The 20,440-nt window shown below is 69.7% G+C and carries 21 protein-coding genes; 14 read left to right on the forward strand and 7 right to left on the reverse strand.

Annotated elements, in window-relative coordinates; genetic code table 11:
* Nucleotides 1–39 precede the first annotated feature (39 nt).
* The 6 genes from AB0B90_RS25365 (at nucleotide 40) to AB0B90_RS25390 (ending at nucleotide 5,788) form a co-directional block, all read left to right on the forward strand.
* A complete protein-coding gene (locus AB0B90_RS25365; RefSeq protein ID WP_350948566.1) occupies nucleotides 40–849 on the forward strand; it encodes a F0F1 ATP synthase subunit delta in 810 nt (269 codons plus the stop codon).
* 23 nt (nucleotides 850–872) lie between these two features.
* The gene (gene atpA / locus AB0B90_RS25370; protein ID WP_350948567.1) at nucleotides 873–2,522 is read left to right on the forward strand and encodes a F0F1 ATP synthase subunit alpha; all 1,650 of its coding nucleotides are present in this window, start codon (nucleotides 873–875) and stop codon (nucleotides 2,520–2,522) included.
* A 3-nt stretch (nucleotides 2,523–2,525) separates the two neighbouring features.
* Complete coding sequence (locus AB0B90_RS25375; RefSeq protein WP_350948568.1) at nucleotides 2,526–3,428, forward strand: F0F1 ATP synthase subunit gamma; 903 nt, start codon at nucleotides 2,526–2,528, stop codon at nucleotides 3,426–3,428.
* 1 nt (nucleotide 3,429) lies between these two features.
* Nucleotides 3,430–4,857, forward strand: a complete 1,428-nt coding sequence (gene atpD / locus AB0B90_RS25380; RefSeq protein ID WP_350948569.1) for a F0F1 ATP synthase subunit beta — start codon at nucleotides 3,430–3,432, stop codon at nucleotides 4,855–4,857.
* Between the two features lie 68 nt (nucleotides 4,858–4,925).
* On the forward strand, nucleotides 4,926–5,333 hold the full coding sequence (locus AB0B90_RS25385; protein WP_350948570.1) for a F0F1 ATP synthase subunit epsilon: 408 nt from the start codon (nucleotides 4,926–4,928) through the stop codon (nucleotides 5,331–5,333).
* Between the two features lie 44 nt (nucleotides 5,334–5,377).
* A complete protein-coding gene (locus AB0B90_RS25390) occupies nucleotides 5,378–5,788 on the forward strand; it encodes a DUF2550 domain-containing protein (RefSeq protein WP_350948571.1) in 411 nt (136 codons plus the stop codon).
* Nucleotides 5,789–5,883: 95 nt separating this feature from the next.
* On the opposite strand, the gene AB0B90_RS25395 is transcribed toward AB0B90_RS25390, so the two are convergent.
* Nucleotides 5,884–6,474 carry a cob(I)yrinic acid a,c-diamide adenosyltransferase gene (locus AB0B90_RS25395; RefSeq protein ID WP_350948572.1) on the reverse strand — a complete coding sequence of 197 codons (591 nt, stop codon included), beginning with the start codon at nucleotides 6,472–6,474 and terminating at the stop codon, nucleotides 5,884–5,886.
* Nucleotides 6,475–6,539: 65 nt separating this feature from the next.
* Between AB0B90_RS25395 and AB0B90_RS25400 the strand changes: the two genes are divergently transcribed.
* The 7 genes from AB0B90_RS25400 to AB0B90_RS25430 all read left to right on the forward strand — a co-directional run bounded on the left by AB0B90_RS25400 (nucleotide 6,540) and on the right by AB0B90_RS25430 (nucleotide 14,361).
* On the forward strand, nucleotides 6,540–9,725 hold the full coding sequence (locus tag AB0B90_RS25400; RefSeq protein ID WP_350948573.1) for a S41 family peptidase: 3,186 nt from the start codon (nucleotides 6,540–6,542) through the stop codon (nucleotides 9,723–9,725).
* A 94-nt stretch (nucleotides 9,726–9,819) separates the two neighbouring features.
* Nucleotides 9,820–10,938, forward strand: coding sequence for an ABC transporter ATP-binding protein (locus AB0B90_RS25405; RefSeq protein ID WP_362925107.1), 1,119 nt, complete (start codon nucleotides 9,820–9,822; stop codon nucleotides 10,936–10,938).
* Between the two features lie 2 nt (nucleotides 10,939–10,940).
* Nucleotides 10,941–11,738 carry an ABC transporter permease gene (locus AB0B90_RS25410; protein ID WP_362925301.1) on the forward strand — a complete coding sequence of 266 codons (798 nt, stop codon included), beginning with the start codon at nucleotides 10,941–10,943 and terminating at the stop codon, nucleotides 11,736–11,738.
* A 40-nt stretch (nucleotides 11,739–11,778) separates the two neighbouring features.
* Complete coding sequence (locus AB0B90_RS25415; RefSeq protein ID WP_362925109.1) at nucleotides 11,779–13,050, forward strand: histidine kinase; 1,272 nt, start codon at nucleotides 11,779–11,781, stop codon at nucleotides 13,048–13,050.
* A complete protein-coding gene (locus AB0B90_RS25420) occupies nucleotides 13,047–13,244 on the forward strand; it encodes a hypothetical protein (protein ID WP_350948576.1) in 198 nt (65 codons plus the stop codon). The genes AB0B90_RS25415 and AB0B90_RS25420 overlap by 4 nt, the downstream gene beginning before the upstream one ends.
* Nucleotides 13,241–13,834 (forward strand): response regulator transcription factor, encoded by a 594-nt coding sequence (locus AB0B90_RS25425; protein WP_350948605.1) that lies wholly within the window; start codon nucleotides 13,241–13,243, stop codon nucleotides 13,832–13,834. The genes AB0B90_RS25420 and AB0B90_RS25425 overlap by 4 nt, the downstream gene beginning before the upstream one ends.
* Nucleotides 13,835–14,043: 209 nt before the next feature.
* Nucleotides 14,044–14,361, forward strand: coding sequence for an STAS domain-containing protein (locus AB0B90_RS25430; protein ID WP_350948577.1), 318 nt, complete (start codon nucleotides 14,044–14,046; stop codon nucleotides 14,359–14,361).
* Nucleotides 14,362–14,481: 120 nt separating this feature from the next.
* On the opposite strand, the gene AB0B90_RS25435 is transcribed toward AB0B90_RS25430, so the two are convergent.
* From AB0B90_RS25435 to AB0B90_RS25455, 5 genes are all read right to left on the reverse strand, one after another.
* On the reverse strand, nucleotides 14,482–15,087 hold the full coding sequence (locus tag AB0B90_RS25435; protein WP_350948578.1) for a TetR/AcrR family transcriptional regulator: 606 nt from the start codon (nucleotides 15,085–15,087) through the stop codon (nucleotides 14,482–14,484).
* A 349-nt stretch (nucleotides 15,088–15,436) separates the two neighbouring features.
* The gene (locus AB0B90_RS25440) at nucleotides 15,437–16,060 is read right to left on the reverse strand and encodes a response regulator transcription factor (RefSeq protein ID WP_362925112.1); all 624 of its coding nucleotides are present in this window, start codon (nucleotides 16,058–16,060) and stop codon (nucleotides 15,437–15,439) included.
* Between the two features lie 3 nt (nucleotides 16,061–16,063).
* Complete coding sequence (locus AB0B90_RS25445; RefSeq protein WP_362925114.1) at nucleotides 16,064–17,380, reverse strand: sensor histidine kinase; 1,317 nt, start codon at nucleotides 17,378–17,380, stop codon at nucleotides 16,064–16,066.
* Entirely contained in the window at nucleotides 17,338–18,180 is an 843-nt protein-coding gene (locus AB0B90_RS25450; RefSeq protein ID WP_350948581.1) for an ABC transporter permease, read from the reverse strand. The genes AB0B90_RS25445 and AB0B90_RS25450 overlap by 43 nt, the downstream gene beginning before the upstream one ends.
* A gap of 8 nt (nucleotides 18,181–18,188) precedes the next feature.
* Nucleotides 18,189–19,070: an ABC transporter ATP-binding protein gene (locus AB0B90_RS25455; protein WP_362925117.1), complete on the reverse strand. Its 882-nt coding sequence runs from the start codon at nucleotides 19,068–19,070 to the stop codon at nucleotides 18,189–18,191.
* Nucleotides 19,071–19,455: 385 nt separating this feature from the next.
* On the opposite strand from AB0B90_RS25455, the gene AB0B90_RS25460 reads away from it, so the two are divergent.
* Nucleotides 19,456–19,626 (forward strand): DUF397 domain-containing protein, encoded by a 171-nt coding sequence (locus AB0B90_RS25460; RefSeq protein ID WP_362925119.1) that lies wholly within the window; start codon nucleotides 19,456–19,458, stop codon nucleotides 19,624–19,626.
* Between the two features lie 56 nt (nucleotides 19,627–19,682).
* Here AB0B90_RS25460 and nucS read toward each other — a convergent pair whose 3' ends face one another.
* Nucleotides 19,683–20,342 carry an endonuclease NucS gene (gene nucS, locus AB0B90_RS25465; protein ID WP_350948584.1) on the reverse strand — a complete coding sequence of 220 codons (660 nt, stop codon included), beginning with the start codon at nucleotides 20,340–20,342 and terminating at the stop codon, nucleotides 19,683–19,685.
* Nucleotides 20,343–20,440 lie beyond the last annotated feature (98 nt).

The raw sequence follows: 20,440 nt of genomic DNA on the forward strand, positions 1-20,440 counted from the left end.
GCGAACCGGGCGTGACGCGCGAGTGTCGGTGAGCAGCCGATGAGGGGCCTGAGCAGGGCCTCGCTGGCCGAGGTCGAAGAGCGCTTCAACGCCGTGGCGGGAAGCGCCGACCTCGGCACGCTGGCCGACGAGCTTTTCTCGGTCGCCGACCTGCTGGACCGTGAGCACGGGCTCCGCCGCAACCTCTCCGACCCCGCACGTCCCGCGGCCCAGAAGGCGCAGGTCGTACGGGTGCTGCTGGAGGGCAAGATCAGCGGTGCCGCGCTGGAGACGGTCATCGCGGCCGTGTCCGCCAAGTGGGCGCGCCTGGGCGACCTGGCCGACGCGCTGGAGCGCCTCGGCGTCATCGCCGCCGCGGCCGAGGCGGAGGCACAGGGCAGGCTCGACGACGTCGAGGACGAGCTGTTCAGGTTCGGGCGGATCACCGCCTCGAACCTGGAGCTTTACCGGACCTTGACGGCGCCGGCGGCCCCGGCACCGGCCAAGCGGGAGCTGCTGAACTCCCTCCTGGCAGGAAAGGTGGCCCCCACCACCCTGCGCCTGCTCATCCAGCTTGTGCTGCATCCGAGAGGACGTAGCCTGGACAGTGGGCTTGCCGAGTTCGGCAGGCTGGTCGCCGCCCAGCGGCAGCGCCTCGTCGCGGTGGTGCGCAGCGCCGTCGTGCTCTCGGAGGTGCAGAAGCAGCGTCTCGCCACGTGGCTGCGCACCTCGTACGGCCGCGACGTTCATCTGAACGTCGAGGTGGATCCGCGGGTGCTGGGAGGGTTCTCGGTCCACATCGGGGACGACCTCATCGACACCACCATCGCGGGACGAATCGAAGAAGTCCGCCGCCGGTTGGCCGGCTAGGCGAATAGGGAGACTGAAGAGAGATGGCGGAGCTTACGATCCGGCCGGACGAGATCCGGGACGCACTTGAGCGCTTCGTCCAGGCGTACGAGCCGGAAGGTGCCGCGCGCGAGGAGATCGGGACCGTCGTCGACTGCGGCGACGGTATCGCCCATGTCTCCGGCCTTCCCTCGGCGATGGCGAACGAGCTGCTTGAGTTCGAGGACGGCACGCGTGGCCTGGCACTGAACCTGGACGTCCGAGAGATCGGTGTCGTCGTTCTGGGTGACTTCAGCAAGATCGAGGAGGGTCAGTCGGTCCGCCGGACGGGCGAGGTCCTGTCCGTGCCGGTCGGCGACGGCTTCCTCGGCCGGGTGGTCGACCCGCTGGGCGTCCCCCTGGACGGCAAGGGCGCGATCGAGGCCGAGGGCCTGCGCGCCCTCGAACTCCAGGCCCCCTCGGTGGTCCAGCGCCAGCCGGTGAAGGAGCCGCTGCAGACCGGCCTCAAGGCGGTCGACGCCATGACGCCGATCGGCCGCGGCCAGCGCCAGCTGATCATCGGTGACCGTGGCACGGGCAAGACCGCCGTCGCCGTGGACACCATCCTCAACCAGCGGGAGAACTGGCTCTCCGGCGACCCCGACAAGCAGGTTCTCTGCGTCTACGTCGCGGTCGGCCAGAAGGGCTCCACGATCGCCCAGGTCAAGGGCCGCCTTGAGGAGGCGGGCGCGATGGAGTACACCACCATCGTCGCCGCTCCGGCCTCCGACCCGGCCGGCTACAAGTACCTCGCGCCCTACACCGGTTCGGCCATCGGCCAGCACTGGATGTACCAGGGCAAGCACGTCCTCATCGTCTTCGACGACCTGACCAAGCAGGCCGACGCCTACCGCGCGGTCTCCCTCCTGCTGCGCCGTCCGCCGGGCCGTGAGGCGTTCCCCGGCGACGTCTTCTACTTGCACTCCCGTCTCCTTGAGCGCTGCGCGAAGCTCTCCAAGGACATGGGGTCCGGCTCGATGACCGGCCTGCCGATCATCGAGACGAAGGGCAACGACGTCTCGGCGTTCATCCCCACCAACGTCATCTCCATCACCGACGGCCAGTGCTTCCTCGAGACCGACCTGTTCAACGCGGGTGTGCGTCCGGCCATCAACGTCGGTGTCTCCGTCTCCCGAGTCGGCGGCTCGGCGCAGATCAAGGCGATGAAGAAGGTCGCCGGCACCCTGCGTCTGTCGCTGTCGCAGTTCCGTGACCTGGAGGCCTTCGCCTCCTTCGCCTCCGACCTGGACGCGGCCTCCCGCGCCCAGCTGGAGCGCGGTCAGCGCCTGGTCGAGCTGCTCAAGCAGGCCCAGTACAGCCCGTTCCCCGTCGAGAAGCAGGTCGTGTCGGTCTGGGCCGGCACCACCGGTGAGCTCGACGACGTCCCGGTCGAGGACATCCGCCGCTTCGAGTCGGAGTTCCTCGACTACCTGGGCCGTGAGAACAAGGGCGTCTTCGACGGTATCCGCGAGACCCGTGACCTGTCCGACGACACGGTGACCGTCCTCAAGGACGCCATCACCGAGTTCAAGAAGAGCTTCGAGACCTCCTCCGGTGAGTACCTGGTCAACGACGAGCCGGTCGCCGCGCTCGGCGAGGCCGAGGTCGGCCAGGAGAAGATCACGAAGCGAGTCCGCTCGGTGGAGAAGAAGTAGCCGATGGGTGCCCAGCTAAGACTGCTGCGGCGGAGGATCAAGTCGGTCAAGTCCACGGCGAAGATCACCCGCGCCCAAGAGCTCATCGCCTCGTCCCGCATCGTCAAGGCCCAGCAGCGGATGCAGGCCGCGGTGCCGTACGAGCGCGAGATCACCCACGCCGTCACGAGCGTGGTCAGCAACACCACCGTCACCGACCATCCGCTGACGGTGGCCAAGGAGCAGCCCTCCAGGGCCGCCGTCCTGATCGTGACCAGCGACAGCGGCTTCTGCGGCGGCTTCAACGCCAACATCCTTCGCGAGGCGGAGGCGCTCGGCAACCTGCTCAGGGACAGGGGCGTCGAGCCCGTGCCCTACGTGACGGGTCGCAAGGGCGTCGCCTGGCACACCTTCCGCAACCGTGAGATGGGCGGGCAGTGGACGGGGTTCTCCCGTAAGCCCGCCTACTCCGACGCCAAGGAGATCGCCGGCGCGTTGATCGAGGCGTTCTCGAACGACGACGGGGTGGACGAGATCCACATCGTCTCCACCGAGTTCGTCTCGATGCTGACGCAGGAGGTCGTGGTCAAGCGGATCCTCCCGCTGGAGGTCGAGGAGAGCGTGGAGGAGGCGTCCGACACGCCGCTTCCCTACTTCGAGTTCGAGCCCAACGCGGGCGAGGTCCTCGACACGCTGCTGCCGCGTTACGTGGAGTCGCGCATCTTCAGCGCGCTGCTCCAGTCGGCGGCCTCGGAGGAGGCTTCGCGCCGCCGGGCGATGAAGTCGGCCACCGACAACGCCAACGAGCTCATCCGCGTGTTCACCCAGCAGATGAACCAGGTCCGCCAGGCCGAGATCACCCAGGAAATCAGCGAGATCGTCGGTGGCGCGAACGCGCTGGCCGACTCCGCAGCGGGGAAAGAGTGAAATGACTGCACAGACTGTTGAGACCGGCGTGGGCCGCGTCGCGCGGGTCACCGGTCCCGTCGTCGACGTGGAGTTCCCCGTCGAGGCGATGCCCGAGATCTACAACGCCCTCAAGGTCGACGTCGAGCTCCAGGGTGAGGCGAAGGTCCTCACCCTGGAGGTCGCCCAGCACCTGGGTGACAACCTCGTCCGCGCGATCTCCATGCAGCCCACCGACGGCCTCACCCGTGGCGCCCCGGTGACCGACACCGGCGCGGCCATCTCGGTCCCCGTCGGCGACGTCGTCAAGGGCCACGTGTGGAGCACCCTGGGCGAGTCGCTGGACGTCGAGACCTCTTCGCTCCAGATCAGCGAGCGCTGGGGCATCCACCGCCCTTCGCCCTCCTTCGACACCCTTGAGTCGCGCACCGAGATGCTGACCACCGGCATCAAGGTCATCGACCTGCTCACCCCGTACGTGCAGGGCGGCAAGATCGGCCTGTTCGGCGGCGCGGGCGTGGGCAAGACCGTTCTGATCCAGGAGATGATCCGCCGGGTCGCCCGCAACTTCGGTGGCACCTCGGTGTTCGCCGGCGTCGGCGAGCGCACCCGTGAGGGCAACGACCTCTGGCTGGAGATGGAGGAGGCGAACGTCCTCAAGGACACCGCCCTCGTCTTCGGCCAGATGGACGAGCCCCCGGGCACCCGTCTGCGCGTCGCGCTCTCCGCCCTGACCATGGCGGAGTACTTCCGTGACGTCCAGAAGCAGGACGTGCTGCTGTTCATCGACAACATCTTCCGGTTCACCCAGGCCGGCTCCGAGGTGTCCACCCTGCTCGGCCGTATGCCGTCCGCGGTGGGTTACCAGCCGACCCTCGCCGACGAGATGGGTGTTCTCCAGGAGCGCATCACCTCGACCCGCGGTCACTCGATCACCTCCATGCAGGCGATCTACGTCCCCGCGGACGACATCACCGACCCGGCCCCGCACAACGCGTTCGCGCACCTCGACGCGCAGACCGTGCTCTCGCGGCCGATCTCGGAGAAGGGCATCTACCCCGCGGTGGACCCGCTCGACTCCACCTCGCGGATCCTCGACCCGCTGATCGTCGGCGAGGAGCACTACCGCGTGGCCCAGGAGACCAAGCGGATCCTGCAGAAGTACAAGGAACTGCAGGACATCATCGCGATCCTCGGTATCGACGAGCTCTCGGAAGAGGACAAGGTCACCGTCAACCGGGCCCGTCGTATCGAGCGTTTCCTGTCCCACCCGATGTACGCCGCCGAGGCGTTCACCGGTCAGCCCGGCGAGAACGTCCCGCTGGACGAGACCATCGCCTCGTTCAAGGGTCTGTGCGCCGGCGACTACGACCACCTGCCCGAGCAGGCGTTCTTCATGGTCGGCGGCATCGACCAGGCCGTGGCCAAGGCCAAGGAACTCGCCCGCTAGTCGCCTTCGGCGCCGGTACGGTCACGCGGCCGTACCGGCGCCTGGTTCGATAAGGAACTGGAGAGAAAGTGGCGAAGCTGCGAGTAGGCGTCGTCTCCCCGGAGCGTGAGATCTGGTCCGGGGAGGCCGACATGGTCATTGCCAAGACCGTCGACGGCGAGATCGGTATCATGCCTAAGCACGCGCCCGTGCTCGGCGTTCTCGTCGAGGGCGGGTTGCTGAAGATCAAGCGAGGCAACGGCGAGGCCGATCTCGTCGCCGCCGTCCACGGAGGGTTCCTCTCGGTGGCCGACGACGAGGTGTCGGTTCTGGCCGAGGTGGCCGAGCTGGGTTCCGAGATCGATGTCGCCCGCGCGAAGAGCGCGCTGGAACGGGCTCAGGCCTCGGTCGAATCCGAGCAGGAAGACGCGGACGCGGCCGCCGGGGCGAGGCGTGCCAGGGCCCGGTTGCGCGCGGCCGGGGAAGAAGTCGGATAAATTCTGCTTCTTAGGCTGTACGCGCTTTTGGGGGGCGAGCAGACATGGTGGTGGATGTTCTCATCGTGCTGGGGCTGCTCGTCGCCCTCCTGGGCCTTCGGGTTCTGATACTCACCCGCTCCCGGGGATCGGTGCTCTGTTGTCTGCGCTCCCTGTCGAAGAAGCGGGGCTGGCGGGTCGGGGTGGCCCGCTACGCCGACGGCCACCTCAACTGGATTCCGCTCATAGGTCTGCTCCCAAGGCCGCGCCACGTCATCGTGAGGCGCGGCCTTGTGGTTTCCGGACGGCGCAAGGTCGGGTCCGGTGAGTTCTTCGGGTTCATCGAGGGCGTGACGGCGATCGAGTGCCGCAACGGGAATGACGCCTTCGAGCTCGCGATGGGATACCGGGCACTGACGGGCTTCGTCGCCTGGCTGGAGTCCGCCCCGCCCAGCGCCTACCTCGACGTCGCCTGACCCACGTGCCCGGGGGCACCCGCCGGGCAGGGCGCGGTCCGCGTTCTCCGCGTGTGCCGACGGGTTTCTCCGTGGGGATCCGTCGGCGCTCGCTCTCAGCGGGTGCCGCCGGGTTTCCAGAGGATCTCGTCGCCGCCCGCGGCCACCCGGCAGAGGATGAACATCAGATCACTCAGCCGGTTGAGGTACTTCGCGGTGAGCGGGTTGACGTCGTCGTGGGCCTCCATGGCCGACCAGGCGGTCCGCTCGGCCCGCCGGACCACGGTCCTGGCGACGTGGAGCGCGGCCACGGCCGGGGTGCCGCCGGGCAGGATGAAGCTGCGCAGCGGCGTGAGGCGTTCGTTGAACTCGTCGCACCGCGCCTCCAGCCAGTCGATGTAGGAGGGCTCGACGCGCAGCGGGGGGAACTCGGGGTTCTCCACGACCGGGGCGCACAGGTCGGCCCCGACGTCGAACAGTTCGTTCTGGATCCGGCTGAGGACGGCGGTGATGTCCGCCTCCAGGGTCCCCGCGGCGAGGGCGACGCCGATCGCGGCGTTCGCCTCCTCGACGTCCGCGTAGGCGGCCAGGCGCGGATCGGTCTTGCGAGTGCGGCTCATGTCGCCGAGCGCGGTCGTGCCGTCGTCCCCGGTACGGGTGTAGATCTTCGAGAGCACCACCGGGTTGTCTCTGTCAGCTCGCGTCATGAGGCTCAGCGTATCGGCAGGAAAACCATCCTGTTTAACCTGATAGAGGACCATATGATTTGTCGATGGTTTCTGGTTTCTACCTGCGATTCCCCCACATCTCCCATGAGACGCTCACCTTCGTCGCCGACGACGACGTGTGGGCGGCCCCGGCGGACGGCGGCCGTGCGTGGCGTCTCTCCCTGGACCGAGCCCCCGCGAGCCACCCTCGTCTCTCGCCAGGCGGTACCAGGGTCGCCTGGACCGGTGTCCGTGACGGCGCTCCCGAGGTCTACCTGGCGGACCTGGAGTCCGGTTCCGCGGAGCGGCTGACCTACTGGGGAGACGCGCGGACGCGGACGCGCGGCTGGACGCCGGACGGCGAGGTCCTCGCGATCAGCGCGACCGGCCAGCCGTTCGCTTCGCAGACCTGGGCCTACGCGCTCGGTGAGGGACGGGTCGAGCGGCTGCCGTACGGCCCGGTCAACGACCTGTCGATGGCGGGGGGAACCGCGGGGGACACAGTGGCGCTGCTCGCCGGAGGGCTTCCCCGCGACCCCGCGGTCTGGAAGCGCTACCGGGGCGGCACGGCGGGCCGCCTGTGGGTGCGGCGCGGCGACGGTGACTTCACCCGGATCCTGACCGACCTGAACGGCCACCTCGCGAGCCCGATGCTCGTCGGGGGGCGGCTCGTCTTCCTCTCCGACCACGAGGGCATCGGCAACCTCTACTCCTGCGACCTGGACGGCGGCGGCCTGCGCCGCCACACCGACCACGAGGTCTTCTACGCCCGGCACGCCACCACCGACGGGACCCGGATCGTCTACCAGAACGCCGGAGACCTCTACCTCCTGGACGATCTCGACGCCGAGGCCCGCAAACTCGACGTCACCCTCGGCTCCCCGCTGCGCGGGCGGCAGCCGTACCAGGTCAACGCGGGCAGGCGGTTGCACGACCTGGCCGTGGACGCGACCGGGCGCGCCAGCGCGGTGGAGGTCCAGGGAACGGTGCACTGGGTGACGCACCGGGACGGCCCTGCGCGGCAGCTCAGCGACGGCCTGTCGGCGGGGCGGCCCCGCATGCTCGGCGACGACCGCGTGGTGTGGGTCTTCGACGACGGCGAGACGCAGGGGCTGGAGATCGTCCCGGCGGGCGGCGGGGAGAGCCGCAGGATCGCCGTGGGGACGCTGGGCGAGGTCGGTGACCTCGCCGTCGCGCCCGACGGGAACACGATCGCGGTGACCGCCAGGAACGGACGGCTGCTCCTGGTCGACGTGGCCTCCGGCGAGGCCGTGGAGCTGGCCAGGGCCGAAGGGGAGATCCACGGCCTGACCTGGTCACCCGACTCGGCCTGGCTGGCCTGGTCGCACCCCGACGGCCCCCAGCTGCGCAGGATCAGGCTGGCGAGGGTGGCGGACCGGGTCGTCACCGATGTCACCGACGGCCGGTTCGTGGACATCTCACCCGCTTTCGCGGGTGACTATCTGGCGTTCCTGTCGCGACGCGGCTTCGACCCGGTCTACGACGCGCACTCCTTCGACATGTCCTTCCCCTTCGGTTACCGGCCCTACCTGGTGCCGCTGTCCGCGTCCACGCCGTCCCCGTTCGCGCCCAGCGCCGCGGGAAGGGCGGCCGACCCCGACTCGGACTCGGGTTCCGGCCCCGACGGCGACGGCAAGAGCGACGGCGCGCTCACCGTGGACCTGGAGGGCATCGCCGCCAGGGTCGTGCAGGTTCCGGTGCCCGAGGGCCGCTACTCGGACCTGCGCGCGGTCAAGGGCGGGTTCGTCTGGCTGCGGGAGCCGCTGGCGGGGGAGCTCGGCGAGGACAGGGACGAGGTGGGCGGCGAGGCGCCCCGCCCGGCGCTGGACCGCTACGACCTGGTCAAGCGCGAGTGGAAGGAAGTGGTCGACAAGCTCGACTGGTACCGGGTGAGCGGTGACGGCACACAGCTCGTCGTCAGCGACAAGGGCACGCTCACGGTTCGTCCCGCCGGGGGCAAGCAGGGCGGCAAGAACGGTGACGACGCGACCGTCGACCTGTCCAGGATCCGGATCACCGCCGACCCGCGCGTCCTGCGGCGGCACGCCTACGCCCAGGCGGGCCGCAGGATGCGCGCCGACTTCTGGGTCGAGGACATGGCCGACGTCGACTGGGAGAACGTACTGGAGGAGTACCGGCCGCTGGTGGACCGGGTCGCCACCGCCGACGACTTCGCCGACCTGCTCTGGGAGGTTCTGGGGGAGCTGGGCAGCTCGCACGCCTACGTCGACGCCGCTCCCTGGGGCTACCCGGCCTCAGAACCGGTCGGGCTGCTCGGCGCCGACCTCTCCAGGGGCGACGACGGCCGCTGGCAGGTGGACCGGGTGCTGCCCGCGGAGTCCTCCGACGTGCACGCCCGCTCGCCGCTCGCCGGTCCGGGGGCGGGCGTCCAGCCGGGAGAGGCACTGCTCGCGGTCGACGGGCGCCCGGTGCCGCCGGAGGGACCCGCGCGGCTGCTGGTCGGCGCCGCCGACAAGCCGGTCGAGCTGACCCTGGGCGGCGGGCGGCGGGTGGTCGTCACACCGCTCCGCGACGACCGGCGCCTGCGCTACCAGCACTGGGTGGCCCGATGCCGGGCACGGGTCAGGGAGCTCGGCGGCGGACGCCTCGGCTACCTGCACATCCCGGACATGGTGGCCGAGGGCTGGGCGCAGTTCCACCGTGACCTGCGCAGAGAGATGACCTTCGAAGGGCTCGTGGTGGACGTACGGGGGAACCGCGGCGGCCACACCTCCGAGCTGGTCATCGAGAAGCTGATCCGCCGGGTCATCGCCTGGGACCTGCCCAGGGGCATGACACCGATCACCTATCCCGAGGACGCGCCGCGCGGTCCGCTCGTCGCGATCACCGACCAGAACGCCGGATCCGACGGCGACATCGTCACCGCGGCCTTCAAGATCCACAAGCTCGGGCCCGTGGTGGGCACCCGCACCTGGGGAGGCGTCATCGGTATCGAGGACGCCCACCGCCTGGTCGACGGCTCGCGCGTCACCGTGCCCAAGTACTCCTTCTGGTTCGAGGAGCTCGGCTGGGGCGTGGAGAACTACGGTGTCGATCCCGACGTCGAGGTCGACATCGCCCCCGACGACTGGGCACAGGACAGGGATCCGCAGATCGAGGAGGCGGTACGGCTCGTGCTGGCCGCGCTGGAGGAGCGTCCGGCGGCGACCCCGCCCGATCGCTCCACCCGGCCCTCCCGGCGGCGTCCCGCGCTGCCACCCCGCCAGTAGTTGACATTTGTCACCCGGAACACCGTAAAGATCACCGTTTTCCGGTGATATCCACGACTACCTGGTCAAATGCCGGACGACGACGATTGTCGTCATGAGAACACCACAGGTGACGGACCCGCCGGGCCTCGACAGTGTGATCGAGGTCGGCGGGCTCCGGCAGGCGTACGGCGACTTCGAGGCGGTGCGCGGCGTCTCCTTCGACGTCCCGAGGGGCGAGTTGTTCGCCCTGCTCGGCACGAACGGCGCAGGCAAGACCACCACCGTGGAGGTCCTGGAGGGTTTCAGGGCCCCCACCGACGGCAGCGTCCGGGTGCTCGGGCTCGACCCGGTCAGGCAGCGCCGGACGCTGCGGCCCCGGGTGGGGATCATGCTGCAGGAGGGCGGCTTCCTCGGTGACCTCACGGTCGCGGAGACCGTCGGCCTGTGGGAGGGGCTGAGCCGCGACACGGACCGTACCGCCGCCTCCGCGAGGACGTTCTCCCTTCCCGGCCGGCGCAGGGGCACGGATCCGGGGACCATGGACGCACTGGAGGCGGCGGGGCTGGCCAGGAAGGCGAGGACCAGGGTCCGGCAGCTCTCCGGCGGCCAGCGGCGCAGGCTCGACCTCGCACTGACGGTGATCTCCCGGCCGGAGGTGCTCTTCCTGGACGAGCCGACCACCGGCATGGACCCCGAGGCGCGTCGCGCCACCTGGAAGGTGATCGAGGACCTGCGGGCGGGGGGCACCACGGTGCTGCTCACCACCCACTACCTGGAGGAGGCCGAGCGCCTCGCCAACCGGCTGGCCATCATGCACGAGGGCCGGATCCACCTCCAGGGCACCGTCGAGGAGGTGGTGGCCGGCTCCGGCGACCGGATCTCCTTCCGCCTTCCCGGCATCTCCTGGACCTTCGGCGAACTGCCCCCGCTGGACGGCGTATCCCCCGTACTGACCTACGGCGGCGACACGGGCGATACGGGGGTCGCCTACACCCTGACCGGCGCGCGGGCGGCGGCCCGCGCGCACGCGGCGGTCCGGCTGCTGCTGGACTGGGCCGACGCGCGGGGCGAGACCCTGGAACGGCTGGCCGTACGCCGGGGAACCCTGGAGGACGTCTTCCTGCGGGTGGCAGGGGAGGCGTCGTCGGCCGGGGACGCCGGAGACGACGGTACGGATCGGCGGGCCGGCGGCGGGCCGGTGGCGGCAGGACCGGCGAGAAGGGGCGAGTGACCATGAGAACCGACGTGCTGCACGCGATCAGGCTCGCGAGGATCGATCTCACCCTGGTGAGCAGGAACACCACGGTCCTGTTCAACGTGCTCCTGCTGCCGCTCCTGATGGCCTGGCTGTACACCCAGGCGGTCGGCGCCGAGAAGATCGACGGCGTGGCCGGGAGGCTTTTCGTCCTGGCCGGGCTGCCAGGGGTGCTGCTGGTGTTCGCGGTCTTCGTCAACCTGGTGAACTCCTTCACCGCCCGGCGTGAGGAACTGGTGCTCAAGCGGCTGTGCGCGAGCCAGCCGTCGGGGCCGGCGATCCTCGGTGGCGGCGCCCTCGGGGCACTCGTGCTCTATCTCGCCCAGGTGGCGCTTCTGGCCGTCTGGATGCGGCGGGCCGAGGGGGTCACGCCGGCGAACGTGCCGATGCTCGTGACCGTCGCCGTCCTGGGAGTCGCGCTGTTCTGCCTGCTCGCCGCCGCCTTCTCCGGCCTCACGCCGAACGCCGAACTCGCCCAGGTCACGGTGCTGCCGGTGCTCCTGCTCGTGCTGGTCGGCGCCCCGATCGCGTTCCCCGCGGACACGCTGCCCGGTGTGCTGGGCCACGTCGCCGCCCTGCTTCCCGCGACTCCGATCGTGGAGATCGCGCGTACCGCCTTCCTGGGCGGTGACCACATCTCCGGGGGCGGCGAGGCGCTGAGCACGGGCGGGCAGTGGGTGGCCGCGCTGCCCTCGTTCGCGATCCTGCTGGCCTGGATCGCGGTGGCCGGGCTGCTGGCCCGATGGCTGTTCCGCTGGGAACCTCGGCACGGCTAACGTGCATAACGAGATGCTGGCCGACTTCGCGAGACAAGGGATGAGGCGCCTCGCGCGCCTCGTCCCCTTCGCGTTCTCCACGCACCGTGTTCCCGCCGCCCCCGCCGTTCCCGCCGCCCCTTCCGGGCTTTCCGCGAGAAGGCGGCGCTCGTCCGTCCAGCGGCTCCGCCGGATGACCGTCTTCTCCCTCACCATGGGCCTCGTCCTCGCCTGGATCAGCCCTCTCGCCGAGCTGGCGAACGAGGACGGGGGAGGCAGGCCCTCGCTGCTGACCGTCGGGATACCGGGTCTGGTGATCTTCAGCCTCCTGTACCTGAGGATCCTCAGAGCGGCCCTGGACGGAACCGGCGCGCGAGGCGAGATCGTCGCCTCGGCCGTGGTCGCGGTGGCCCTCATGCTGACCCAGGACGGCGGTCCCTGGTCCTGGGGGCTGCTCGGTCCGGCGTGGGTGTCGGGCGCCGCGCTGCTGCTCGGCAGATCCGCCACGATCGTCGCCGCCGTCGCGGCGACCGCCGCCGGACTGTTCCTCGCGTGGCCGGGAGAGGGGATCGCCGAGGTGCTCGCGGCACCGTACGAGGAGAGTTCCCTGCCCGGCATCGGCGCCTACCTCGGGGTGGCCGCGGCGGCGCCGTGGTCGAACCGGTTCCAGCTCTGGTTCTGGCAGCTGTTCAGGGCCGCGGAGGAGGGCAAGGAGGCACGGGCCAGACTGGCCGTCACCGAGGAGCGGCTCCGCTTCTCCCGCGACCTGCACGATCTGGTCGGGCACAGCCTCTCCGCGATCGCCGTCAAGAGCGAGGTGGCCTCCAAGCTGTCGGGGGTGGACGCCGGGCGGGCGGCGAGGGAGATGGACGAGGTGAGGACCCTCGCGCGGCAGACGCTCAAGGAGATCCGCGGGGTGGTACGCGGCTACCGGACGGTCGACCTCACCGCCGAGCTGCGCGCGATGACCGCGGTGCTGGAGGCGGGCGACATCCGCTGCACCCTGGAGACACCGCGCGAACAGGTGCCCGAGGGGACGGCCACCCTGCTGGCCTGGGTGGTGAGGGAGGGCACCACCAACGTGCTGCGGCACAGCTCCGCCACTCGGTGCCGTATCACGATCACCCTCCGCGGGGGAGATGCCGTGCTGGAGATGACCAACGACGGGGTGGACGAGGACGGGGGTGGCGACGGGGTGGACGGCCGGGGTGGTACCGGCCTCCTCGGGCTCTCGGAGCGGGTCGCCGCCATCGGCGGGACCGTCACGGCGGGCCCGGGCGGTCCCGGGACGTTCAGGCTGCGGGCGACGATCCCGCTGGAGGGAGAACGATGATCCAGACGATGGCCGTCGTGCCGGGCCGTCCCACCGTCTCGTACCGTCTCGCCGTGCGGGGCTGTCCGGTCGAGGTGGGGCGCCCCGGTGGGGTGAGCGGTCCGGTCGAGGTGGGCCGTTCCGGCGGGGTGAGTGGTCGGGGCGAGGCGGGCCGTCTCGCCGTGCCGGGCTGTCGGGCCGAGGAGGCATGGTGATCCGGACACTGCTCGCCGACGACGAGCACCTGGTCAGGAAGGCGATCGCCACCCTGCTCGGCCTGGAGCCGGACATCGAGGTGGTGGCGGAGGTGGCGAGGGGAGACCTGGTGGCGGCGGCCGTGCTGGAGCACCGGCCCGATGTGGTCGTGCTGGACATCGAGATGCCGGGGATGGACGGGCTGAGCGTCGCCGAGACGCTGCGGGGCCACGCGGTGCTGATGCTGACCAGCTTCGGGCGGCCCGGATACCTGCGGCGGGCGCTCGCGGCAGGGGTGCGCGGCTTCGTCCCCAAGGACGCCTCCGCCGACGAACTGGCGACGGCGATCCGCAAGGTCCACGCGGGTGGGCGCTATCTCGACCCGGAGATGGCCGCCTCGGCGATGATGGCGGGGGAGAACCCTCTCACCGAGCGCGAGCGCGGCTCTCTGGAGCTGGCCGCGCAGGGCGCCTCGGTCGCCGAGATCGCCGTCGCGCTCCACCTCACCCAGGGCACCGTACGCAACTACCTGTCCAGCGCCATCACCAAGCTGGGCGCGACCAACCGGATCACCGCGATCCGGGCCGCCCAACAAAAAGGTTGGCTTTAAACGCGTTTTCTCCTTCGAATCGGGCAAGGGACTCCCGTGTTCGCTGGAAGATCGACGTCAGGGACGAGGGAGGTTCGCACCTTCTGGTAGGAGTGACGACCTTCTTCCGCGCGGTGACATCGGATGAACGCGATGCGTGACCAGTCGGCGGGTGACGCGTCGCCGTGGTGCCGGGCCGGTTTCTCCGTGGCCGGGCGTGAGGAGGAGGCATGCGCGTCTCTGGTAACCCCCGGGCTCAGGTGGTCGGCGTCGGGAATCGTCTCGACGTGGGAACCGTGGCCCGGGTGCGCCCGCGACTGCACGAGGCGGTCGACTCGGGGCGGGGCGACCTGATCGTAGATCTTTCCGGGTTGGAAATGATCGACGCCACCGGTCTCGGGGTGCTGGTGGGCACGCATCGCCGCGCTGTGAGCGCGGAACGCCGCCTCATCCTGCGGAGGGTGCCGCCCAGGGTCATGCGGGTGCTGGCGGTGACCCGGCTCAACCGGGTCCTCACCGTCGAGCTTCCGGTGGCCGCGGTGGCCTGATCCGGAAGGTCGCCGGAGTTGGGGGAGTCCGGCGGCACCGGAGCACGATGTCGGAGGACGGGCACGGCGGGCCCGCCCTCGTGTCACACCGCTGTCGTACACCGCTGTGTTACGCCGCGATCAGGTCACGAAGGACCTGTGGAAGATGTGCGTGGCGGTGTCGATGAGCCTGGCGACCGGAGGTGGGTCGTCGGCCAGGACCCACTCGATGAGCAGTTCCTGGATCGCCCCGATCATCCCCAGCGCGAGGAGGTGCTGGTTGGCCTTCGTCGCCTCCGGCATGTCGGCGACGTTCGACTCGATCGTCCTGGTGAGGGCCGCGACGGCCGACTGCCTGGAGGTGAGGAGGCAGTCGCCCGCCCGGCGGACCTCCAGATGCATGATCTGCGCGCGACGCCTGTCTTCGGTGACGAAGCTGATATAGCTGGTGATTCCCGTCCTGACCCGGTCGGCCAGGGTGTCGGGGGCCTGCTCGATCGCTTTCGACATCGACTCCAGCGTCTCGCGCACGCATCGGGTGTACACGGTCTGCATCAGCTCCTCGCGTCCTGAGAAGCACTCGTAGAATGCGCGGTTGGAGATACGTGCCTCGGCACACAACCTCTCGATCGTCGTTTCGGGGAATCCGGGGTCGGAGAAGAGGGTGTACGCCGCGGAGATCAGACGCTCCCGGCGCTCCTCAAGTCGCTCCTCCGCTGACATTCCCCGGTAGGACCGTCCATTCATGTCAAGCTCCCACAGATCAGTGCGAGGTTGACAGATACTCGCTTTATCACTTCCACCTCATGGCTCTGGCCCCCGGAATCAACCATTATGGGTGCAAGATCCTTTTTGTGGAAGAGTCGCTATGTTATTTCTTGCATTATCCGTGTAAGAAGGTGACATGTCTGAGTAGTCGGTCAAGGTGTTTTCGGCCGCGGCGGAATGGGGGGGATTCGTCGCGGGCGGCGCGGGAAAGTCCGGCTCCGGGTCGTGAACCTCGGGGCACCGTTCTGTTCGAAGGCCGCTCGGCCTCAAGAGCGAAGCCAACCTCGGAAGAGCGGCCGGGGTGGCGCCGGTCCCGGTGGGCGACCGCCTAGCGAGTGAGCAGGCCCCGGTCCAGGGCCGTGGTCACGGCGGCGGTGCGGTCGGAGACGCCGAGCTTGCCGAAGACGCGCAGCAGATGGGGCTTGACCGTGGTCTCGCCGATGAACAGGGCCCTGCCGATCTCCGCGTTGGTCAGCCCCCTGGCCACCAGGGAGAGCACCTCCGTCTCACGCGGCGACAGCGACTCGGTCACCGGAGCCCGCATCCGGGTGACCAGCCTGGTCGCCACCGACGGCGACAGGACGGTCTCCCCGCGCGCCGCCGAGCGGATCGCGGCGAGCAGGTCGGCCCTGGAGGTGTCCTTCAGCAGATAGCCCGCCGCGCCGGCCTCGACCGCCCGGACGATGTCGGCGTCGGTCTCGTAGGTGGTCAGCACGATCACCCGGCTCTCCGGCCGTCCGGTGAGGATACGCGAGGTGGCGCTCACCCCGTCCCCGTCCGGCATACGCAGGTCCATCAGGATCACATCCGGTGTGAGCTCCGCTGCCCGTACGACGGCCTCGTCCCCTGAGGCCGCCTCGCCCACCACCGTGATCCCGGAGTCGGCCTCCAGCATCCCCCGAAGGCCCTCGCGGACCACCGGGTGATCGTCGACGATCATCACGCGAAGCATGTGTCACCCCTCCTGGTCGGGACGGCCGGTGCCGTCGCTCCGGCCGGTTCGGTCGGTGGGGGGATCGGGCCGTTCCGGAGAGTCGTCGGCGGTGAGGACGGGCCGGTCGGTGGGGACGACCACCTCAAGCACCGTCCCCTCGCCGGGGAGTGCCTTCACGGTGAGGGTGCCGCCGACCTGCTCGACGCGGGCGCGCATGCCCCGCAGGCCGTACCCCTCGCCGCCGGACGGCTCGAAACCGCGTCCGTCGTCGCGTAACCCCAGCCGTACGGAGCCGTCCCGGTAGGCGATCGAGACCGCGACGGACGCCGCGTCCGCGTGCTTGCGCACGTTGGCCAGCCCTTCCTGGGCGGCGCGGACGAGCACCACCTCGGCCGAAGCGCTCAGCGGCCGGGACCTTCCGTACGCCTCGAATCCGGCGGACAGGTTCGTCTCCTCGCCGAAGCGGTTCGTCAGCCGCCGCAGCGCCTCGTCCAGGGTCGAGCCGTCCAGCGGCGCCGGGCTCAGCGTGGTGACCAGCAGGCGGGCCTCGGTGAGGTTCTCCCGCGCCGTCCGCATGGCCAACGCCAGGTGGCGGGACGGGTCGGGCTGCGCCTCGGCCGCCTGGAGCAGCATGATGATGCTGGTGAACCCCTGAGCCAGGGTGTCATGGATCTCCCCGGCGAGCCGTTCGCGCTCCGCCTGCGCCCCGCGCTCGGCCGAGAGCGTGGACACCTTCGCCCGGCTGCTCTCCAACTCCTCGATGAGCGCGGCCCGCTCCTCGCTCTGCCGGGTGATCCGCTCCATCCAGATGCCGAACGTGGCGGAGAAGACGACGACGATCGTGGCGGCCACCAGGAAGTTGAACGGCTCCGCTCCCTCGACCAGGAACAGGTAGCGGATCATCGCGGGGAGGTTCAGCGCGGTCACGGCGATCATCGCCCGCCTGGCGGGGAAGACCATGAAACACTGCGGGCAGAGCCCGAACAGGGCGTAGGTCGCGTACGACGCGGTGAGTCCCGGGGGAGTGAACAGCGCGATCAACAGACCGATGTAGACCGCCCCCCGCAGCCGGTCACCGCGGATGATCGCCGGACGGCCGAACAGGACATAGAGCGGCAGGATCGCGCCCAGGCAGCTCGCCACGATCACCTTCTCGCGCACGGGCACGTCGATGACGAACGCGGTCGAGGTGGGCAGGAGGAGCCCGAAGGCCAGAAGCAACTCCCAGCCGCGCAGCGACTCCCACGCGTGCGGTTCGGTCCTTCGGGCGGAGGGCTCGGTGCGGTCGGCGAGACTCACCCGTCTCGGCGGCTCTTCCAGCGGAACGTCATCAGGCACAGCACCAGTCCTCCGACCGCCCAGGCTCCCAGGACCAGGGCGACCCGGTTGAGTTCGTACGAGTTCGCGACTTCAAGTGTGGCACCGGCGTCCCCCATGAAGACCGACCGGAACCCCTGGCACATCCACTTGAGCGGGAAGAGCGAGGCGATGTTCACCAGCCAGGACGGCAGCTGTCCGATGGGGATGAACACCCCGGAGATGAACTGCAGCACCACGAACGGCATCGCGATCACCGCGGAGGCGCTCTTGGCCGACCGGGGCAGGCTGCTGATCGCGACACCGAGCAGGGCCGAGCCAGCCACGCCGAGCACGAACACCCAGGCGAAGGTCACCCACCGGAACGTCTCCGACGGCAGCTTCAGGCCGAACAGCGCGACCCCGATCGCGAGCAGGATGACGACCTGCAGGAAGGAGACGAACAGGGTGTTGAGGGCCTTGCCGATGAAGTAGGAGGTGCGCGGCAGCGGGGTGCCCGCCAGCCGTTTGAGCGTGCCGTCGTCGCGGTCCACCGCGATGTTGATCCCGAGGTTCTGGAACCCCGTCATCGCGGCGGTCCCGATGAGCCCGGCCACATACAGCTGGGAGACGGTGAGGCCGGTCCCCTCCATCTCACCGGAGAAGATCGACCCGAAGATCACCAATATGATGATCGGGAAGGCGAAACTGAAGATCACCGCGTCTCGCTCGCGAAAGAACATCCTGTTCTCGACAACCGTCCGTGACAGCCCCAGTCGCATCACGGAAGGTTGCCCGACGGATGACGCCGGGGCGGAGGGGCGGGCAAGGGTCTGGCTCATCTGGTCGGTCACCTCGGGGGATCGGTTCGCGCTCGTACGGGAGACGGTCGGGCGGGGGGCTCGATGAGGCGGAGGTAGACGTCCTCCAGGGTGGGACGGGTCACGGCCAGTTCGGGGACCTCTCCGTCGAAGCGACGGGTCAGCTCCAGCACGGTCCTGGTCGGCGTGTCCGTCTCCAAAAAGTGGCGCTCACCCGCGTCGGACCAGCTCACCAGTGCCTTGCCGGCGGCCCTGCCGCCCAGCGTCTTCGGCTCGCCCTCGGCCACGATCCGCCCCCCGGCGACCACCGCCACCCGGTCGGCGAGCGCCTCGGCCTCGTCCAGGTAGTGGGTGGTCAGCACGATCGTGGTGCCGTCGCGGGCCAGGCTCTCGATCAGCTCCCAGAACCGCCTGCGAGCCTCCGGGTCGAACCCGGTGGTCGGCTCGTCCAGGAAGAGCAGCTCCGGATCGCCGATCACCCCGAGCGCGACGTCCACCCGGCGCCGCTGCCCGCCCGAGAGCTTCCGGATGCGCTGGTCGGCCTTCTCGGTGAGCCCGACCTGCTCGATCACCTCGTCCGGATTCTTGGCGCCGGGGTAGTAGCCTGCAAAATGCCGTACGGTCTCCCGCACGGTCGCCTCGGCCACGTCGTTGGCCGTCTGCAGCACGATGCCGATCCGTGAGCGCCACGCGCGGGTGGGCCTGCCGGGGTCGACCCCCAGGACGCTCACCTCCCCGGCGTCCCTGGAGCGGTGCCCCTCCATGACCTCCACCATGGTGGACTTCCCCGCCCCGTTCGGGCCGAGGATCGCGAACACCTCGCCCGCGCGGACGTCGAGATCGACTCCTGCGACGGCCTGAACGTCGCCGTAGCGCTTGGTCAGACCTCTCACTCTTACCGCTGTGTCCATGTGCCAAGCGTCGCGTCCACGCGGTTCTCGCGGTACCGACGTTCGATGGAGCCCCGTGTCCACCGAACGGAGGACACGGGGCCCGTCGTTTCTCTCTCGATCGGCGGCGTGCCGCGACGGACGGCCGCTTCATGCGTTCGGTCTCAGGCCGGATGATCCGGACGTGGTGCACATCGAGCGTGCCACCGGCACACCGTATTTGAAGAGCGATTCAGAAGGTGCGGGATAACCACTGATATTCGGCTGTTTTCCGGCAGTCGCATTGCTCGTCGAGAATTCAGTAACGCCTGTCGCGAAAAGGGTGGCCGAGCTTGAGTGGCGGACTGGGAAGAAGGGAGGCGGAAATGTCGATCAATGATCGACCGGTGACCCCGTCGGGTGCCGAATGGCGCGAGAGCGCGCGGTAATGGCCAGGGTGGTGCCCGCGTCGAGGTGGCGCGGAAACCCGCCCGGTGTCGTCGCCGTGCGCGACGGCGAGGATCCGAACGGCCTCGCCCTGGACTTCGCACCCAAAAAGTGGTCGGCGTTCCCGGGCGGGGAGCTCTGCGTGCCGTGACAGCCGTCGGATTCCGTTTCGCACGCCTCCTCCGGGCCTCGGCGGCACTCAGCTCGTCAGAACAGGGTGTCCTCGCGTTCGATGCCGCGCAGCTCGTCGTAGTCGAGGGTGACGCAGCGGATGCCTCTGTCCTCGGCCAGGGTCTTGGCCTGGGGCGCGATGCTCTGGGCGGCGAGGATTCCGGAGACCGGGGCGAGCAGGGGGTCGCGGTTCATCAGCTCCAGATAGCGGGTGAGCTGTTCCACGGCGTCGATGCCGGCGCGGCGCTTGAGCTCCACGGCGACGGACGCGCCCGTGTGGTCGCGGCAGAGAATGTCGACGGGGCCGATCGCCGTCATGTATTCGCGGCGGACGAGCGTCCAGCCCGCGCCCAGGGTGGTGATGTGCTCGGCGAGCAGCTCCTGCAGGTGGGCCTCGACCCCGTCCTTGATCAGGCCCGGGTCCACGCCCAGCTCGTGGCTGGTGTCGTGGATGATCTCCTCCATGGTGAGGACGAGCTTCTCGCCGGTCTTGCCGTGGGTCACCGTCCAGGTGCCCTCCTCCTCGCGGAGCTTGCACGGCGGATTCATCCAGTTCAGCGGCTTGAAGGCCCGGTCGTCGGCATGGATCGAGACGCTGCTGTCGGCCTTGATGAGAATGAGCCGGGGTGCCATCGGAAGATGGGCGGTGAGTTTCCCGACGTAATCCACGCTGCACCGAGCTATGACCAGACGCATGACCGAACCCTATCGGCCCGCGGGGACCCCGGTCCCCGTGATCCATCCGGACGGCCCGCCGGCGGGCCGCCGGCGGTTGGGACGTGACTCCCCGCTCG

This window comes from Streptosporangium sp. NPDC049078 (genome assembly GCF_040648855.1).
GTDB lineage: Bacteria > Actinomycetota > Actinomycetes > Streptosporangiales > Streptosporangiaceae > Streptosporangium.

Coding starts and splice junctions, on each gene's coding strand:
- AB0B90_RS25435 (WP_350948578.1), bottom strand. CDS start 15,087: ATGAATGGACGGTCCTACCGGGGAATGTCAGCGGAGGAGCGACTTGAG.
- AB0B90_RS25415 (WP_362925109.1), top strand. CDS start 11,779: ATGAGGCGCCTCGCGCGCCTCGTCCCCTTCGCGTTCTCCACGCACCGT.
- AB0B90_RS25405 (WP_362925107.1), top strand. CDS start 9,820: ATGAGAACACCACAGGTGACGGACCCGCCGGGCCTCGACAGTGTGATC.
- AB0B90_RS25365 (WP_350948566.1), top strand. CDS start 40: ATGAGGGGCCTGAGCAGGGCCTCGCTGGCCGAGGTCGAAGAGCGCTTC.
- AB0B90_RS25375 (WP_350948568.1), top strand. CDS start 2,526: ATGGGTGCCCAGCTAAGACTGCTGCGGCGGAGGATCAAGTCGGTCAAG.
- AB0B90_RS25420 (WP_350948576.1), top strand. CDS start 13,047: ATGATCCAGACGATGGCCGTCGTGCCGGGCCGTCCCACCGTCTCGTAC.
- atpA (WP_350948567.1), top strand. CDS start 873: ATGGCGGAGCTTACGATCCGGCCGGACGAGATCCGGGACGCACTTGAG.
- nucS (WP_350948584.1), bottom strand. CDS start 20,342: ATGCGTCTGGTCATAGCTCGGTGCAGCGTGGATTACGTCGGGAAACTC.
- AB0B90_RS25430 (WP_350948577.1), top strand. CDS start 14,044: ATGCGCGTCTCTGGTAACCCCCGGGCTCAGGTGGTCGGCGTCGGGAAT.
- AB0B90_RS25395 (WP_350948572.1), bottom strand. CDS start 6,474: ATGACGCGAGCTGACAGAGACAACCCGGTGGTGCTCTCGAAGATCTAC.
- AB0B90_RS25390 (WP_350948571.1), top strand. CDS start 5,378: ATGGTGGTGGATGTTCTCATCGTGCTGGGGCTGCTCGTCGCCCTCCTG.
- atpD (WP_350948569.1), top strand. CDS start 3,430: ATGACTGCACAGACTGTTGAGACCGGCGTGGGCCGCGTCGCGCGGGTC.
- AB0B90_RS25410 (WP_362925301.1), top strand. CDS start 10,941: ATGAGAACCGACGTGCTGCACGCGATCAGGCTCGCGAGGATCGATCTC.
- AB0B90_RS25450 (WP_350948581.1), bottom strand. CDS start 18,180: ATGAGCCAGACCCTTGCCCGCCCCTCCGCCCCGGCGTCATCCGTCGGG.
- AB0B90_RS25460 (WP_362925119.1), top strand. CDS start 19,456: ATGGCGCGAGAGCGCGCGGTAATGGCCAGGGTGGTGCCCGCGTCGAGG.
- AB0B90_RS25400 (WP_350948573.1), top strand. CDS start 6,540: ATGGTTTCTGGTTTCTACCTGCGATTCCCCCACATCTCCCATGAGACG.
- AB0B90_RS25440 (WP_362925112.1), bottom strand. CDS start 16,060: ATGCTTCGCGTGATGATCGTCGACGATCACCCGGTGGTCCGCGAGGGC.
- AB0B90_RS25455 (WP_362925117.1), bottom strand. CDS start 19,070: ATGGACACAGCGGTAAGAGTGAGAGGTCTGACCAAGCGCTACGGCGAC.